This window comes from Sphingopyxis sp. PET50, assembly GCF_025244705.1.
Taxonomy (GTDB): Bacteria; Pseudomonadota; Alphaproteobacteria; order Sphingomonadales; family Sphingomonadaceae; genus Sphingopyxis.
The window spans coordinates 1,613,928-1,629,285 of sequence record NZ_CP104207.1; the positions used below are offsets into that span (position 1 = coordinate 1,613,928).

The following is a 15,358-nucleotide window of genomic DNA, read 5'->3' on the forward strand; positions in this document are numbered from 1 at the left end:
AAGCGGCGACCTTCTCCGGGTCGTAAGACGCTCAGCAGCCCGGCCGTGGCGGGAACGGCACCCACCAGACCAACCGCCGCCGCCATGGCGAAACGGTGCATCAATATTGCTCCACCAGCACGTCGGTATAGAGTTCGGGAAGTTCGGGTTCGGGCGCGCTTTCGGCATAATCGGCCGCGTCGCTCACCACCTGCCTGATCTCCTTGTCGATCGCCTTGATCGCTTCCTCGGTCACCCCGGCATCGAGCATCAGCTTCTTGAGGTGCTCGATCGCATCGCTCTTGTCGCGCACCGCCTGCACCTCGTCGCGGCTGCGATATTTGGCGGGGTCGGACATCGAATGGCCGCGGTAGCGATAGGTCTTGAGTTCGAGCAGGATCGGCCCCTTGCCCGCGCGCACCCATTCGAGCGCCGCCTCGGCCGCGCCGCGCACCGCGAGCACGTCCATTCCGTCGACCTGCATGCCGGGAATGCGGAAGCTTTCGCCGCGCCGATAGAGCTGATCCTCGGCCGACGAGCGGTTGACCGACGTGCCCATGGCGTACTGATTGTTCTCGATCACGAAGATGATCGGCAGCTTCCACAGCTCGGCCATGTTGAAGCTTTCGTACACCTGCCCCTGGTTCGACGCGCCGTCGCCGAAATAGGCCATGGCGACGCCGCCGTCGCCGCGATATTTGTGCGCGAAGGCGAGGCCCGTGCCGAGCGACACCTGCGCCCCTACGATGCCGTGTCCCCCGTAGAATTTATGCTCGACGCTGAACATGTGCATCGAGCCGCCCTTGCCGCGCGAGATGCCCGCGGCGCGGCCGGTGAGTTCGGCCATGATCACCTTGGGGTCGATGCCATAGGCGAGCATGTGCCCGTGGTCGCGGTAGCCGGTGATGACGCTGTCCCTGTCGCCGTCGAGCGCCGACTGCAGCCCCACCGCGACCGCTTCCTGGCCGATATAGAGGTGACAGAAACCGCCGATCAGCCCGAGCCCGTAAAGCTGTCCCGCCTTTTCCTCGAAGCGCCGGATGAGCAGCATTTCGCGGTAGAATTTTTCCAGCTCCTCGGGCGTCGCATCATAAGGCGCGGGGTCGCGCGGCTTTTCGCGGTTCGCGGTCGGCGCGGGCGTCGAAGCGGGCTGTTTCGGCGCAGCAGTCTTGCGCGCGGGTGCTTTGGCCAAGGCGGGTTCCTTTGCGGTTAGCCGTTACGGCAGGGCCTCCCTATAGGGCCCGTGCGCCGCACTTGGCAACGCCCGCTTGGGGATGCAAGTCGAGCGTTACGTATGCAGCAAAACGCGAAAGCCCCTCCCCTTCAGGGAGGGGGTTGGGGTGGGGTTTTGCGGCGTAGCGCAAGGCTTCCGGCCCCTCCCGCCGCGCCCCGGATCAAGTCCGGGGCTCGCTGCCCTCCCCTGAAGGGGAGGGTCTAAAATGTGATCAGGGCTGCGCGTCGGGGTCCATCGGAATGATCACCTCGTCGGGGTGATAGGCGCCCAGCTTCTCGCGGACATATTCCTCGGCCAGGTCGGGATCGACGCGGTGCCGGTCGAGCAGGCTCACCCGGTTCTTCAGCTCATTCTGCTTCTTGGCGAGTTCGGCGAGGACGACGCGCTGCTTTTCCACCGACTGGCCGTACTCGCCCCAGGCGTAAAGGCCGGTCGGTCCGAAGATCGCGTAGCCGATCATCGCCAGCACCGCGAGGACGGCGATGGTGGGACCGATGGCCCGGTTCACCGATTTCCGTACTTTGTGGCGCTGCGTCATCGGACCGCTTGAATCACAAGTGATTCGCCGGGTCAAGCGGCTATACTTTACTTGTCCACACGATAGTCTGCGCCTCATCAAGAACAGGGAGTTCACCGATGCGCTCGATTCTCACCGTGCTGCTGCTCGCCACCGCCTCGCCGCTCGCGGCGCAAGTCCCGACCCCCGAACGTGCGGTCACCGATCCGCAGTCGATCGCCTCGCCCGCCAATCCCGATGCGCGCCCGGTGCCACTCGACGATATCGGCGTCACCCGCGCGCTCTACGACGCGGTGTGGAGCGCCGACGGCAAGCAGATCTTCATCGCCACCGACCTGACCGGCCGCGTCAACATCTGGCGCATGGACGCGGACGGAAGCTGGCCGGTCCAGCTGACCCAGTCCGACGACGCGCAATCGGGGCTCGCCACCTCGCGCGATGGCGCATGGCTTTATTTCACGCAGGATGCGGGCGGGAACGAATATTATGACATCTACCGCGTGCCCGTCGCGGGCGGCGCGGTCGAAAATCTGACGAACACGCCCGAGCGCAGCGAGAGCGGCCTGCTCACTGGCCCCAGCGGCGGGTTCGTCGCGCTGTCGACCAAGCTCAAGAGCGAGGGGCAGAGCAACCTCGCGGTGATGGATACCGACGGCACGGTCCGCAACCTGACCGCCGAAAAGGACCCGCAATACAGCTGGTCGCCCGCCGCGTGGATCGACGGCGGCAAGGCGATCCTCGCCAACCGCAGCCTCGTCGACAGTTCGGCGAGCGAGGTGTGGCGCGTCGATGCCCAAAGCGGCGCCGCGACGATGCTGCTCGGCAAGGCGAAGACCATCTATGCGGCAAGCGGCGCGAGCCCCGACGGCGCGGTGCTGGCGGTGACCACCGACGAGGGCACCGGCCAGCCGCACGCCGGCGCCTACACCGTCGCGACGAAGAAATGGGCGTGGCTGCCGGGGACCCCGTGGGAGGAAACGAGCGACATCGTCACCCCCGACGGCAAGGCGATGTTCGTGCGCACGAATAACGACGGCCGCTCGACGCTGTCGCGCGTCGACCTTTCCACCATGGCCAAGACCGACCTTGCGCTCGATCCCGGCCGCGCGTCGATTCTCGGCCTTGCCGCCATCTCGCCCGACGGGACAAAGATGTTCGTCGCGCGCAGCGGCGCGGATTCGCCGACGATGCTCTACACCTATGACCTAGCCGCCAACCGCGCGACGCCGGCCGCCCCGATGGCGATGGCCAGTCTGACCCCGGCGGCGCTGCCCAAGTCGCAGGTCGTGACGTACAAGAGTTTCGACGGCACCCTTGTCAGCGCGATCGTCACCATGCCGTTCAACCTGAAACGCGACGGCAGCAATCCCGCGATCGTGATGCCGCACGGCGGCCCGACCGGTCAGGCGCAGGACGGCTTCTCGCGCTATGCCACCGCCTTTGCAACGCGCGGCTATGTCGTGATCCAGCCCAATTTCCGCGGCTCGACCGGCTATGGCAAGGCGTTTCAGGAGGCGAATTTCCAGGACCTCGGCGGCGGCGACCTGAAGGATACGGTCGCGGCCAAGCAGTTCCTCGTCCGGTCGGGCTATGTCGATGCGAAGAAGGTCGGCATCTTCGGCGGCTCCTATGGCGGGTTCATGACGCTGATGGCGATCGGTCGCACCCCCGACGAATTCGCCGCGGCGGTGCAATGGTTCGGCATCATCAACTGGCGGACGATGTACCGAGACCAGGACGAACTGCTGAAAGCCTATCAGCGCAGCCTGCTCGGCACGCCCGAAAAGGACAGCGCGGTTTACGACGCCTCGTCGCCGCTGACTTACATTCGGGCCGCCAAGGCGCCGCTGTTGACGATCCAGGGCGAAAACGACATCCGCGTGCCGCGCGGCCAGGCGCAGGAAGTCCACGACATCCTGAAAGCCAAGGGCAATATCGTCGAGACAATCTTCTACCCCGAGGAAGGCCATGGCTTCCAGAAGCGCGAAAACCAGCTCGACTCGCTGCGCCGGACGATCGGGTGGTTCGATAAATATTTGAAGGGAGAGTGAGGCGCACGGTGTTTATATTGCTGAGACAGGAAGAAAGGTGCTCCCCGGCGAAAGCCGGGGTCCAGATGGCGTAGCGTAGCGCCGCGTGGACCCCGGCTTTCGCCGGGGAGCGGCTACTCGGCCGAAAGGGGTCGCCGCCAAAGCACATCAATTCCAAAAGTCGTCACCCCGAACTCGATCGGGGCTTGTGCCGCTGGCATCCGTAAGCTTGTCATTGCGAGCGGAGCGAAGCAATCCAGAGTCGCGTACACCGCTCTGGATTGCTTCGCTCCACTCGCAATGACGACCGAAACCGACGTCCTACGGATACGAATGGGATAATCGCCGACTCGATCCGGTGTTCACGCCGTCGAGTACTGCAAAGCATCCCGCATCAAGTCCGGGATGACGATGACCAGCTAGGACGCGCTCACCCGAAAATCGAAGCCCCCGGATAGCGCGCCATGTCGCCCAGCTCTTCCTCGATACGGATCAGCTGGTTGTATTTCGCGAGGCGGTCCGACCGCGCGAGGCTGCCGGTCTTGATCTGGCCGCAGTTGGTCGCGACCGCGAGGTCGGCGATCGTCGAATCCTCGGTCTCGCCCGAGCGGTGCGACATGACGGCGGTATAGCGCGCGCGGTGCGCCATATCGACCGCGTCGAGGGTTTCCGACAAAGTGCCGATCTGGTTGACCTTGACGAGCAGCGAGTTGGCGAGGCCGTCCTTGATCCCCTGCCCCAGCCGCGCGGGGTTGGTGACGAACAGGTCGTCGCCGACGAGCTGGCACTTGTCGCCGATCAGATCGGTCAGCGCCTTCCAGCCGGTGAAGTCGTCCTCGCTCATCCCGTCCTCGATCGACAGAATCGGGTAGTCGGTGACGAGCGCCGCCAGATAGTCCGCCATCTGTTCGGGGCTGAGCGACAGGCCCTCGCCACTGATCTCATATTTGCCGTCACGGAAGAACTCGGTCGCGGCGCAGTCGAGCGCGAGCACGACGTCGCTGCCGAGCTTGAAGCCCGCCTGGTCGATCGACGCGGCGATGAAGTCGAGCGCGTCGCGCGTCGAGGCGAGGTTCGGGGCGAAGCCGCCCTCGTCGCCGACCGCGGTGGCGAGACCCTTCGCCGACAGGCCCTTCTTCAGCGTGTGGAAAATCTCGCTGCCCCAGCGCACCGCTTCGGCGATGCTGCCGGCGCCGACGGGCATGATCATGAATTCCTGCACGTCGATCGGATTGTCGGCATGTTCGCCGCCGTTGATGATGTTCATCATCGGCACCGGCAAAGTGCGCGCCGACACGCCGCCGACGTAGCGGTAGAGCGGCAGGCCGCGCGCGTCGGCCGCGGCCTTCGCGGCAGCGAGGCTGACGCCGAGGATCGCGTTGGCGCCGAGGCGACCCTTGTTCGGCGTGCCGTCGAGGTCGATCATCGCCATGTCGAGTTCGCGCTGGTCCTCGGCATCGAGGCCGATCAGCGCATCGGCGATCTCGCCGTTCACGGCATCGACGGCTTTCGTCACGCCCTTGCCGAGGTAACGCGCCTTGTCGCCGTCGCGCAGCTCGACGGCTTCGTGCGCGCCGGTCGAGGCGCCCGAGGGCACCGCGGCGCGGCCGAAGCTGCCATCCTCCAGCAGCACATCGACCTCCACCGTCGGATTGCCCCGGCTGTCGAGGATTTCGCGGCCGTGGATGTCGATGATGGCGGTCATGGATGTCGTCCTGCTTGAACATTGAGGTGGAAAGGCGCCCGCCTGTTATCGGCGCCCCTCCCTTAGCGCAACCATCGCATAGGAATTTTGCGGCGCTATGGAACCATTCATCGCCTGTTGCTATATTTAGGGCATCGAGGGACCACCGCGACGTCGCCGGACGACGTGCGGCGCATAGAAGAGGACGAAACGATGGCCAAAGCCGCTACTCCCGCCGCCAAGAAAGCCGCGCCCAAGGCGCCCGCCAAGCCCGCCGCGACGAAGGCCGCGCCCGCGCGCAAGCCCGCCGCCGCCAAGACTGCCGAGCATCCGATCCGCGACCAGCTTGCCGCGACGCGCGACACCATCAAGTCGGAAGCCTCGAAGAAGGCCGCATCGCTGAAGGCCGACGCCAGCAACCTGGCCGGCGAGGCAAAGGTCAAGGCGCGCGAAGCCGCGACCAAGGGCAAGGACAAGGCCGCCGAAGCCGTCGGCAGCCTCGCGCGGATGCTGGAAGACAGTGCCGGCACCGTCGACAGCAAGTTCGGCAAGCAGTACGGCGACTATGCCCGCTCGGCCGCCTCGACCGTCGCGGGCCTCGCCTCGACGCTCGACAAGAAGGACCTCGACGAACTCGCCGCGGCGACCAAGGATCTGGTCAAGAAGAACCCGGCGGTGTCGGTCGGTGCGGCGGCGGTGCTCGGCTTCGTCCTCGCCCGCCTGCTCAAGGGTTCGAGCAGCGACTGATCCCGACCCAGCGCAATGCCGCCCGTAAAGCCTGACTCCCCCGCCCCGTCCGATGCGGGCACGCTCGACCGCGTGAGCCACGGCTATGCGCCCGGCGGACCCGCGGTGACGCCGCCGCCGGTGCCGCTCGAGAAGATCGTCGGCGACGTCGTCGACAATGTCTCGGCGGCCGCAAAGGCCGAACTGGCATTGCTCGAAGCGCGCGGCGAGCTCGCGCTGCACGGTGCGACGTGGACGGCGGCATGGGGCACGATCGCCGCCTGTGCATTGGGCGTCGCGATGCTGGCCCTCGCTTTCGGCGCGATCCTTGCGCTCGCGCCGCATGTCGGGCCGCTGCTCGCGACGCTGATCGTCGTCGCGACCCTGCTGCTCATCGCCGCCTTTGCGGGGTGGCGCGCGCGCTCCAGCTATGGCGACATCCGGACGGCGCTGCGCCGCGATCTGGCCGGTGAAGGGATCGACGACTGATGCCCGGCAAGCGCAATCGCCTGATCAATGCGGCGCGTCGTTCGATGCTGCAGCGCGCCGAATTGCAGCGCAAGCTGGGTATCGCCGGCGAGGCGCTCAAGCCGAAGTCGCTTTACCGTCGCGGCAAATACCGCCTTGGCGCCAAGGTCGACGACACGGCGCAGGCAGTGCAGAAACAGTTCAAGGACAATCGCCTGCCCATCGCGGTTGCGGCGATCGCCGGACTGGCATGGCTGCTGCGCGATCCGATCAAGGAGCATGCTCCACGCGTGGGCCGCAAACTGCGCGACCTTGCCGAGGCGGGGCTCGAAAAGATACGCCCAGGCGACGCGCCGCAAGACGCCTCGCCCGCGGGCGAGCCCGAAGACATCGAAGTTGTGGAGGACCAGAATGAAGCCGCTCAGTGAAACCGCGCGCGAAACCACCGCGAAAGTGAGTGAAGTTGCGCAGAAAACCGCCGAAAATGCCAAGGCGACCGCCGAGGCGGCGAAGGCGCGCATCCAGGACGGCTATGGCCGCGCCCGCGCCGCGACGACCGAACTCGCCGCCAAGGGGGCCGAGCAGGCCGCGGTCGCCCGCGACGCCGCGCGGCGAAGCGCTCGCCAAGGGCAAGGCGCAGGCGAAGCGCGCAAACTCCAAGCTCAAGGACGTCGCCGAGAAACAGCCGATCGCCCTCGTCGCGGGAGCGGTCGCCATCGGGGCGCTGCTCGGCGCGCTGCTGCCCAAGGGCGGCGGCAGGGACGACAACGGCGACGCGTGAGCCGCCCTTGCCCGAAAGGCCCGGCACTGATAGGGGGCGCGGCTTCTCCCCTCCCGAGTGCCAGCCCGCAAGGAACGCCCCGATGAGCAAATTGCACCTGGTCTTTGGCGGCCGCGTCAGCGACCCCCAGGGCCTCGATTTCGTCGACCTCGCCAATCTCGACGTCGTCGGCCTGTTTCCCGATTACAAGAGCGCCGAAAAGGCGTGGCGCGGCGCCGCCCAGCGCACGGTCGACGATGCCGAAATGAAATATGTCGTCGTCCACCTGCACAAGCTGTTGCAGCCCGACGCGGAATAGGCTGTCCCACAAACCGACTCCCCGAGCGAAGACGAGGGGCGACTTCGAGCGAAGCGAGAAGCCGCTTCGTCTAGCCTCGACTTCGCTCGGCAATGCCCCTCGTCTTCGCTCGGGGAAACGGCTTTGGCTTGATTGACCCGCCTCAGCGAAAATTGTCGGCGTAGGCCTGAATCTTCAGCGTCCGTACCGGCGTCGCGATCACCTCGGCGTCGATCCCGTTCTTTTCCGCATAGGCCAGCGCCTCTTCGCGGCTCGCGAAGCCCAACCGCAACTGGCGCTGCGTGTCGCCGCTGCCCGCCCAGCCCATCAGCGGATCGGCCTTGCGTGCTTCGGCGGGCGCGAATTCGAGCATCCAGCGCTGCGTTCCCGCGCGGCCCGACTGCATGGCATTCTTGGGCTTCTGGAAAATGCGGGCCTTCATCTCATGGTTCCTGCGCTGGTGGCGATGCTGCCGCCTTAGCGGGTCGAGGCGATGGCGAAAAGCCTTCTCATGCGCGCCGCTCCGTCATCGTCACCCCGGACCTGATCCGGGGATATCCGCTTGCGACAAGGGCTGATCCGTTCCCCGGCGAAAGCCGGGGTCCATGACGCGCCGCGCTTCCCTATCTGGACCCCGGCTTTCGCCGGGGAACTGCTACTCGCCCGAAGAGGTCAGTCCCCGACTGGGTCCAGGGCGACGATTGCTATTGCCCGTCACGCCGAGCCTGCGCCGCCTTTGTCAGCAGCGTCGGACGGGCATTGGCCGGATCGTCGGGCCAGCTGTGCTTGGGATAGCGGCCGCGCATCTCGCGCGCCACCTCGTGCCAGCTCCCGCTCCAGAAACTGGCGATGTCGCGCGTCGTCTGGATCGGGCGGTGCGCGGGCGAGGTCAAGGCGAGCACCAGCGGCACCGGCGGCTCGCCGACAGTCGGATGGCGCGCCAGTCCGAACATCTCCTGCACCCGCACCGCCACCTGCGGGCCTCCGTCCGCGCCATAGTCGATCCTGTGATGGCTTCCGGCGGGCGTCGCATAGTCATCGGGCGCACGCTTTTCGAGCAATTGCCGCGCGGGCCAGTCGAGCAAGCCGGTCAGCGCATCGGTCAGTCGCAGCGGTCGCCGATATCGCGCAGCCCGCGGCAGCCGGCGAGCAAGGGCGCAAGCCAGATGTCGATGCTGTCCGCGAGCGCCGCGGTCGACAGCGCGTCGATCCCGGCGAAGGAGGCGCGCAGCCGCAGCGCCTGCGACATCGGCCCCCAGCCGATCAGCCCCAGCCCCTTTTCGCGCACCGCGGCAAGGCGCAGCGCGGCGTCCTCCTCGGCATTTTCGCCGTGCCCCGCCTTGCCGCTGGTCAAGGCGATCGCCCCGAGCCGCCGTTCGCGGCGATGATCGACGCGGTCGTTGGCGGCGTCGTAGCTGCTGCCCGAATGAACGACGATGCGGTCGGAGAAAATCGCCTCCACCTCGGTCTGCGCGATCGGCGCGGCGGCAAGTATGCGCACGCCGGCGGCATGCCCCTGCGCATCGGCGACGGCGAGCCACTCGCTGCCCGCGAGCGGATCGACCGGGTCGAGCTTGTACGCCCGTCCCCCGACGCCGAGATAATCCCCGCGCTGTCCGGCGCGCTGCCGCGCGACGCGGTCGGGCCAGGCGGTCGCGATCCAGCCGCCGACCGAGCGCGAGGTCAAAGGCGCGCCATCCTCGACCTGCCTTTCGGCGAGTGCCGCGAGCCGCCGCGCGAGGCGCCATGCGCCCTCCGCGCGCTCATTGCGCGTCCCTTGCCAGCGTTGCAGCCGCGCCTCGACGTCGACCCCGCGTCCGCCAAGCCCCGGTTCGGTGAGCAGCACCGCAAGCCGCGCGGCGAGTTCGGCCTCGCCCGCCCCCGCCGCGTCGAGGAGCATATGCGCCAGCGGCACCGGCAGCGGGATCGCGGCGAGCGCCTGGCCGTGCGGGGTGATCCGCCCGTCGGCGGCAAGCGCGCCGATCGCCTGCAAGCGCGCCTTGGCCTCCGCAATCGCGGCGGGCGACGGCGGGTCGAGCCAGCCCAGCTGGCGCGGATCGACGATGCCCCAGCTCGCGCAGTCGAGCACCACCGGCATCAGATCATTCTCATGAATCTCGGGCGGGTCGAACGGCGGCATGCCCGCCGTCGCCGCGGCTTCCCACAGGCGATAGGCGACCCCCGGCCCTTGCCTCGCCGCGCGCCCCGCCCGCTGCGTCGCCGAGGCCTGGCTCGCGCGTTCGGTGACGAGCCGCGCGATGCCCGCCGCCTTGTCGAAGCGCGGGCGCCGCGACAGGCCGGCGTCGATCACGATGCGCACGCCGTCGATGGTCAGGCTGGTCTCGGCGATGCTCGTCGCAAGGATCAGCTTGCGCCTGCCCTCGGGATCGCGGACCAGCGCCGCGCGCTGCAGCGCCGGGTCGATCTGGCCGTGCAGCCGGTGGACGACGAGCGGCAGCCGCGCTTCCTCGACCGCCGTCGCCGCACGCTCGATATCGCCCGCGCCCGGCAGGAAGGCGAGCATGTCGCCTTCCCCCTCGTCGGCCAGCGCCCGCCGCACCGCCGCGAGCACACTCGCCTCCAGCCGCTCCTCGGCGCGGCGGCCGATATGGCGCAGTTCCAGCGGCCAGCTCTTGCCCTCGCTCTTCACCACCGGCGCATCGCCCAGCAGCGCCCCGAAGCGCGCGCCGTCGAGCGTCGCCGACATGGCGACGAGGCGCAGGTCGTCGCGCAGCCCCTGTTGCGCGTCGATCGCCAGCGCCAGCGCGAAGTCGCCGTCGAGGCTGCGTTCGTGGACCTCGTCGAACAGCACCGCGGTGACGCCCGACAGCTCGGGATCGTCGAGGATGCGGTTGCGGAACAGCCCCGGCGTCATCACCAGCAGCCGCGTATCCTTCGACTGCTTGCTGTCGAGGCGGGTCGCATAGCCGACGAGGCCGCCGACCTTGGTCCCCGTTTCCTCGGCGATGCGTTCGGCGGCGGCGCGCGCGGCGAGGCGGCGGGGCGACAGCAGCCACACCGCGCCCTTGCACCAGGGCTGTTTCAGGATTTCGGGCGCGACACGCGTCGTCTTGCCCGCGCCGGGCGGCGCGACCACCACGACATTGGGCTTCAGCGTCAGCGCGGCCATGATGTCGGGCAGCACCGCGTCGATCGGCAGGCGCAGGCTCATGTTCGTGCCGACGGATTGCCGAGTTCGAAATTGAGCCGGTACGCCTCGGCCGCCAGCCGTTCGACGATCGCGGGATCGACCGCCTTCGCCTCGGTCATGATGAGATTGCCAAGCTCATATTTGCCGCTGGCCTTGATGCGCGGTTCGATGTCGCGCAGCCTTTTGCCGCGCCAGAAGCCGAGCAGCACGCGATGCTCCTCGGCGCGGATCAGGATGCATGGGCCGTTCGCCATGAAGACGAGGTTGGTCCATTTGATCGTCTCGTCGAACGCGCCCGCGCGCAACACGGCGGCGCGGAGCATCGTGCAACGCTCGAGCTGCCAACCCGACAGCGCGGCGATATAGGCGTCGGGGCTGTCGGCCTTCGGACCCATCATAGCCATTTGTCATTCCCCGACCGTTTAAATTCCGTGTCCCTCCGAAGGCTGGGACCCATCTCCCAACGGCCAAAAATATAACCGGCCGGTGATGGGCCCCTGCCTTCGCAGGGGCACGAGAATATATAATTTTTCGAGATTGACCTAATAAGCGCGGGCGACCGCGAAGGCGACGGCCTCCGTGAGCGCCGCCTTGGCCTGGCTGGCGCGAAAGCCGCCGATCGCATCGACCGCGCGCTGGCCATAGTGGCGCGCACGCGCCAGCGTGTCGGCGATCGTGTCGTGCTTGTGAAGCAGCGAGGTCGCATGGGCGAGATCGTCGTCCGACGTGCGGTGTCCGACGATCGCCTGTTTCCAGAACTCGCGCTCCTCGGCATTGCCGCGCGCATAGGCGAGGATGACCGGCAGCGTGACCTTGCCGTCGCGGAAGTCGTCGCCGACGCCCTTTCCCATCGTCTCGGCATCGGAGACATAGTCGATGGCGTCGTCGACCAGCTGGAAGGCGACGCCGAGGTTGCGGCCATAGCTGTCGAGCGCCGCCTCGGTCGCATCGTCGCGTTCGGCGACCACCGCCGCGATCCGGCACGCGGCGGCGAACAGTTCGGCGGTCTTGGCGTTGATGATCGCGAGATACTGGTCCTCGCTCGTCTCGATGCGGCGCTGCGCCGAGAGCTGGTTGACCTCGCCCTCGGCGATCACCGCCGAAGCGCGGCTCAGGATCTTGAGCACCTTGAGCGACCCGTCCTCGACCATCACCTCGAAGGCGCGGCTGAACAGGAAGTCGCCGACCAGCACCGACGCGCTATTGCCCCAGATGGTGTTGGCGGTCTTGCGGCCGCGGCGGAGGTCCGATTTGTCGACGACGTCGTCGTGCAGCAGCGTCGCGGTGTGGATGAATTCGACCGCCGCGGCGAGCTTGCAGTGGCGATGGCCCGGATAGTCGAGCAGCCGGCCGCAGGCGAGCGTCAGCATCGGCCGCATCCGCTTGCCGCCGCCCGCGATCAGGTGGCCGGCGAGTTCGGGGATCAGCGGCACTTCGGACTGCATCCGGTCGAGGATGACCGCGTTGACCTCGTTCATGTCGGCGGCGACGAGCGCCATCATCGGGTCGAGCGAAGGCGGCTTGTCGCCGTGGAGGCGGTGGATTTCGGCACTCATGACAAGCGCCGCATTGGCCGGAGGTCCACAATTTTGCAACGACTTTCGGCTTGCCTTGCGCCCCTGCGCGGTGCCAAGCGTGCCGGGCACAAGAGGAGCCGCGCATGGACGACCAGCTGAGCCGTTACCGCCAGAGCATCGACAATATCGACGCGGCCCTCGTCTATATGCTCGCCGAACGGTTCAAGGTGACCAAGGCGGTCGGCGAACTGAAGGCGCGCGAGGGCCTGCCCCCCGCCGATCCGGGCCGCGAGGAGCGCCAGATCGGGCGCCTGCGCGAACTGGCGCGCGACGCCGACCTCGACCCCGATTTCACCGAGAAATTCCTGCGCTTCATCATCGACGAAGTGATCCGTCACCACCAGAAGGCCAAGCAGGAGCAAGGGGCATGACGCACCCGATTTTCGCCAAATGGCCCGCGCAGCACCCCGACCGGCTCCAGCTTTTTTCGGCACCGACGCCCAACGGGGTGAAGATCGGCATCATGCTCGAGGAAACCGGCCTGCCCTATGAGCCGCATCGCGTCGACATCATGGCGAACGAAAGCCACGATCCGGCGTTTCTGGCGCTCAACCCCAATGGCAAGATTCCCGCGATCTACGACCCCGACGGGCCGGGCGGCAAGCCGCTCGCGCTGTTCGAATCGGGCGCGATCCTGATCTATCTGGCCGACAAGACGGGGCAGTTCCTCTCCGCCGATGCCGCGACGCGCTACGAGACGATCCAGTGGCTGATGTGGCAGATGGGCGGCGCCGGACCGATCTTCGGCCAGCTCGGCTTCTTCCACAAATTCGCAGGAAAGGATTATGAGGACAAGCGCCCGCGCGACCGCTACGCGGCGGAATCGGCGCGGCTGCTCGGCGTGCTGAACGACCGGCTGGCGGCGCGCGAATGGATCATCGACGAGGGGTACAGCATCGCCGACATTTCGCTGCTCGGCTGGGTGCGCAACCTGATCGGTTTCTACGACGCGGCGGAGATCGTCGGGTTCGAGCGGTTCGGCCATGTGCAGCGCTGGCTCGACGCGGGGCTGGCGCGGCCCGGCGTGCAGCGCGGGCTCGTGGTGACGGCGGCTTGACGAATCGCTGCCCGCCCGGCGCGGTTGCCGATTGCCTGCGCATGCACCGCGTTCTAGACCGGAGGCAGACTTGAGCCAGCGAAAGGACAGTGCGTGAGCGACGGCAGCACGGCCACGGAAATCTATATCGGCCTTGGCGGAGGCGGGGCGCCCGATGGGCCGCGCCAGTCGCTGGTGCTGAAGCGCGCCAACCGCCACGGGCTGATCGCCGGGGCGACTGGTACCGGCAAGACGGTGACCTTGCAGGGGCTGGCCGAAGGCTTTTCCGCGGCGGGCGTGCCGGTGTTCGTGGCGGACGTGAAGGGCGACCTTGCCGGCATGGCGATGGCGGGCAGCCCGACGTCGAAGATGCACGAGATTTTTGCCGCGCGCGCCGCCGAGATCGGCGACAGCGAATGGGCGTACCGCGACAATCCGGTGATCTTCTGGGACCTGTTCGGCGAACAGGGCCACCCGATCCGCACCACCATTTCGGAAATGGGGCCACTGCTGCTCGCGCGGCTGATGGGGCTCAACGAGGTGCAGGAGGGCGTGCTCGCGATCGCTTTCCGCATCGCCGACGAACAGAATCTGCTGCTGCTCGACCTTGGCGACCTGCAGGCGATGCTCGCCTGGTGCGCGCAGAACGCCGACGAGCTGACGGTCAAATATGGCAATGTGTCGAAAGCAACGGTGGGTACGATCCAGCGCCAGTTGCTGACGCTCGAAAGCCAGGGCGGCGATCATTTCTTCGGCGAACCCGCGCTCGATATCCAGGATATGATCCGGCTCGACGACAATGGCCGCGGCTACATCAACATCCTCGCCGCCGACAAATTGATGGCGAGCCCGAAGCTCTATGCGACCTTCCTCTTGTGGCTGCTGTCCGAAATGTTCGAGACGCTGCCCGAGGTCGGCGACCCCGACAAGCCCAAGCTCGTCTTCTTCTTCGACGAGGCGCATCTGCTGTTCGACGACGCGCCGCCGGCGCTGGCCGAGAAGATCGAGCAGGTCGTGCGGCTGATCCGTTCGAAGGGCGTCGGCGTCTATTTCGTGACGCAGAACCCGATCGACATTCCCGAGGATGTCGCGGGGCAGCTCGGCAACCGGGTGCAGCACGCGCTGCGCGCCTTCACCCCGCGCGACCAGAAGGCGGTGAAGGCGGCCGCCGACACCTTCCGTCCCAACCCCATGGTCGATGTCGCGCGCGAGATCACCGAACTCAAGGTCGGCGAGGCGCTGGTGTCGCTGCTGATGCCCGACGGCGCGCCGTCGCCGGTCGAGCGCACGCTGATCAAGCCGCCCTGCTCGCGCGCCGGGCCGCTCGACGCCAAGGAGCGCGCGATCATCCAGTCGATCTCGCCGGTCGAGGGCAAGTACGACACGGCGGTCGATCGCGAAAGCGCCGAGGAACTGCTGGCCGTCAAGGCCGAGCAGGCGCAGGCCGCCGCGGTCGAGGCCAAGGCGCAGGAAGAGGCCGACAAGGCAGCGGCGATCGCCGCGAAGGAAGAGGCAAAGCGCAAGGCGGCCGAGGAGAAGGAGCGGCTGCGGCTCGAAAAGGCCGCGGCGCGCGAGGCCGCGAAGCCGAGCATGGCGGAGAAAATGGTGCAGTCGGCGGCGCGCTCCGCCGCGACCAGCCTGGGCCGGCAGGTGGCGGGCAAGTTCGGCGGGCAGCTGATGCGCGGGATATTGGGCAGCCTGTTCAAGTGAGGGACGGCGATGCCGCGTTGATGGAGGCGAGCCTGATCGCCGTCGCCGACGCGGGCATCGACATCCGCCTGCCGCTGTTCGAACGCTTCCTTGCCGCCTTTCCCGAACGGCGGGCGAGCTTCATCTCGGTCGATGCGTCCGCGGTGGCGCCGCAACTGGCGGGGTAGCCCGTCCACCACTGTTATTCC

At 67.4% G+C, this 15,358-nt stretch carries 16 protein-coding genes and 1 pseudogene; 10 read left to right on the forward strand and 7 right to left on the reverse strand.

Annotated elements, in window-relative coordinates; all coding sequences use genetic code 11:
• Positions 1-100: 100 nt before the first annotated feature.
• Both pdhA and N0A20_RS08465 read right to left on the reverse strand, forming a co-directional pair.
• Positions 101-1,171 carry a pyruvate dehydrogenase (acetyl-transferring) E1 component subunit alpha gene (pdhA, locus tag N0A20_RS08460; RefSeq protein ID WP_260583445.1) on the reverse strand — a complete coding sequence of 357 codons (1,071 nt, stop codon included), beginning with the start codon at positions 1,169-1,171 and terminating at the stop codon, positions 101-103.
• Between the two features lie 253 nt (positions 1,172-1,424).
• Positions 1,425-1,721, reverse strand: coding sequence for an FtsB family cell division protein (locus tag N0A20_RS08465; RefSeq protein ID WP_260583447.1), 297 nt, complete (start codon positions 1,719-1,721; stop codon positions 1,425-1,427).
• A 128-nt stretch (positions 1,722-1,849) separates the two neighbouring features.
• Here N0A20_RS08465 and N0A20_RS08470 point away from each other — a divergent pair, with 128 nt between their 5' ends.
• On the forward strand, positions 1,850-3,781 hold the full coding sequence (locus N0A20_RS08470; protein WP_260583449.1) for an alpha/beta hydrolase family protein: 1,932 nt from the start codon (positions 1,850-1,852) through the stop codon (positions 3,779-3,781).
• Positions 3,782-4,190: 409 nt separating this feature from the next.
• Here the strand turns inward: N0A20_RS08470 and eno are convergent, their stop codons facing one another.
• On the reverse strand, positions 4,191-5,465 hold the full coding sequence (gene eno / locus N0A20_RS08475; RefSeq protein WP_260583451.1) for a phosphopyruvate hydratase: 1,275 nt from the start codon (positions 5,463-5,465) through the stop codon (positions 4,191-4,193).
• A 192-nt stretch (positions 5,466-5,657) separates the two neighbouring features.
• Here eno and N0A20_RS08480 point away from each other — a divergent pair, with 192 nt between their 5' ends.
• The 5 genes from N0A20_RS08480 to N0A20_RS08500 all read left to right on the forward strand — a co-directional run bounded on the left by N0A20_RS08480 (position 5,658) and on the right by N0A20_RS08500 (position 7,717).
• Complete coding sequence (locus tag N0A20_RS08480; protein WP_260583453.1) at positions 5,658-6,191, forward strand: hypothetical protein; 534 nt, start codon at positions 5,658-5,660, stop codon at positions 6,189-6,191.
• A 72-nt stretch (positions 6,192-6,263) separates the two neighbouring features.
• A complete protein-coding gene (locus tag N0A20_RS08485; protein WP_260583455.1) occupies positions 6,264-6,659 on the forward strand; it encodes a phage holin family protein in 396 nt (131 codons plus the stop codon).
• Positions 6,659-7,066 carry a hypothetical protein gene (locus N0A20_RS08490; protein ID WP_260583457.1) on the forward strand — a complete coding sequence of 136 codons (408 nt, stop codon included), beginning with the start codon at positions 6,659-6,661 and terminating at the stop codon, positions 7,064-7,066. The genes N0A20_RS08485 and N0A20_RS08490 overlap by 1 nt, the downstream gene beginning before the upstream one ends.
• A gap of 104 nt (positions 7,067-7,170) precedes the next feature.
• A complete protein-coding gene (locus N0A20_RS08495) occupies positions 7,171-7,419 on the forward strand; it encodes a hypothetical protein (RefSeq protein ID WP_260583459.1) in 249 nt (82 codons plus the stop codon).
• An 82-nt stretch (positions 7,420-7,501) separates the two neighbouring features.
• On the forward strand, positions 7,502-7,717 hold the full coding sequence (locus tag N0A20_RS08500; RefSeq protein WP_260583460.1) for a DUF4170 domain-containing protein: 216 nt from the start codon (positions 7,502-7,504) through the stop codon (positions 7,715-7,717).
• A gap of 142 nt (positions 7,718-7,859) precedes the next feature.
• Here N0A20_RS08500 and N0A20_RS08505 read toward each other — a convergent pair whose 3' ends face one another.
• From N0A20_RS08505 to N0A20_RS08520, 4 genes and pseudogenes are all read right to left on the reverse strand, one after another.
• On the reverse strand, positions 7,860-8,138 hold the full coding sequence (locus tag N0A20_RS08505) for an ETC complex I subunit (RefSeq protein ID WP_260583461.1): 279 nt from the start codon (positions 8,136-8,138) through the stop codon (positions 7,860-7,862).
• Between the two features lie 262 nt (positions 8,139-8,400).
• A pseudogene (hrpB, locus tag N0A20_RS08510) lies at positions 8,401-10,868 on the reverse strand (ATP-dependent helicase HrpB).
• Positions 10,865-11,251, reverse strand: a complete 387-nt coding sequence (locus N0A20_RS08515; RefSeq protein WP_260583463.1) for a DUF1801 domain-containing protein — start codon at positions 11,249-11,251, stop codon at positions 10,865-10,867. Before N0A20_RS08515 ends, hrpB begins: the two are co-directional and overlap by 4 nt.
• Before the next feature lie 138 nt (positions 11,252-11,389).
• A complete protein-coding gene (locus N0A20_RS08520; protein ID WP_260583465.1) occupies positions 11,390-12,403 on the reverse strand; it encodes a polyprenyl synthetase family protein in 1,014 nt (337 codons plus the stop codon).
• Between the two features lie 104 nt (positions 12,404-12,507).
• Here N0A20_RS08520 and N0A20_RS08525 point away from each other — a divergent pair, with 104 nt between their 5' ends.
• The 4 genes from N0A20_RS08525 (at position 12,508) to N0A20_RS08540 (ending at position 15,337) form a co-directional block, all read left to right on the forward strand.
• Positions 12,508-12,795, forward strand: coding sequence for a chorismate mutase (locus tag N0A20_RS08525; protein ID WP_409574752.1), 288 nt, complete (start codon positions 12,508-12,510; stop codon positions 12,793-12,795).
• The gene (locus N0A20_RS08530; protein WP_260583468.1) at positions 12,792-13,481 is read left to right on the forward strand and encodes a glutathione S-transferase N-terminal domain-containing protein; all 690 of its coding nucleotides are present in this window, start codon (positions 12,792-12,794) and stop codon (positions 13,479-13,481) included. Before N0A20_RS08525 ends, N0A20_RS08530 begins: the two co-directional genes overlap by 4 nt.
• Positions 13,482-13,574: 93 nt before the next feature.
• Positions 13,575-15,170 (forward strand): helicase HerA-like domain-containing protein, encoded by a 1,596-nt coding sequence (locus tag N0A20_RS08535; protein WP_409574753.1) that lies wholly within the window; start codon positions 13,575-13,577, stop codon positions 15,168-15,170.
• Complete coding sequence (locus N0A20_RS08540; protein ID WP_260583469.1) at positions 15,167-15,337, forward strand: hypothetical protein; 171 nt, start codon at positions 15,167-15,169, stop codon at positions 15,335-15,337. The genes N0A20_RS08535 and N0A20_RS08540 overlap by 4 nt, the downstream gene beginning before the upstream one ends.
• The last annotated feature ends 21 nt before the right edge of the window (positions 15,338-15,358 follow it).

What these genes read in the sequence shown, in the direction of transcription:
- N0A20_RS08520 (WP_260583465.1), bottom strand. Translation starts at nt 12,403, where the DNA reads ATGAGTGCCGAAATCCACCGCCTCCACGGCGACAAGCCGCCTTCGCTC.
- N0A20_RS08515 (WP_260583463.1), bottom strand. Translation starts at nt 11,251, where the DNA reads ATGGCTATGATGGGTCCGAAGGCCGACAGCCCCGACGCCTATATCGCC.
- eno (WP_260583451.1), bottom strand. Translation starts at nt 5,465, where the DNA reads ATGACCGCCATCATCGACATCCACGGCCGCGAAATCCTCGACAGCCGG.
- N0A20_RS08530 (WP_260583468.1), top strand. Translation starts at nt 12,792, where the DNA reads ATGACGCACCCGATTTTCGCCAAATGGCCCGCGCAGCACCCCGACCGG.
- N0A20_RS08505 (WP_260583461.1), bottom strand. Translation starts at nt 8,138, where the DNA reads ATGAAGGCCCGCATTTTCCAGAAGCCCAAGAATGCCATGCAGTCGGGC.
- N0A20_RS08495 (WP_260583459.1), top strand. Translation starts at nt 7,171, where the DNA reads ATGGCCGCGCCCGCGCCGCGACGACCGAACTCGCCGCCAAGGGGGCCG.
- N0A20_RS08525 (WP_409574752.1), top strand. Translation starts at nt 12,508, where the DNA reads ATGGACGACCAGCTGAGCCGTTACCGCCAGAGCATCGACAATATCGAC.
- N0A20_RS08500 (WP_260583460.1), top strand. Translation starts at nt 7,502, where the DNA reads ATGAGCAAATTGCACCTGGTCTTTGGCGGCCGCGTCAGCGACCCCCAG.
- N0A20_RS08470 (WP_260583449.1), top strand. Translation starts at nt 1,850, where the DNA reads ATGCGCTCGATTCTCACCGTGCTGCTGCTCGCCACCGCCTCGCCGCTC.
- N0A20_RS08480 (WP_260583453.1), top strand. Translation starts at nt 5,658, where the DNA reads ATGGCCAAAGCCGCTACTCCCGCCGCCAAGAAAGCCGCGCCCAAGGCG.
- N0A20_RS08490 (WP_260583457.1), top strand. Translation starts at nt 6,659, where the DNA reads ATGCCCGGCAAGCGCAATCGCCTGATCAATGCGGCGCGTCGTTCGATG.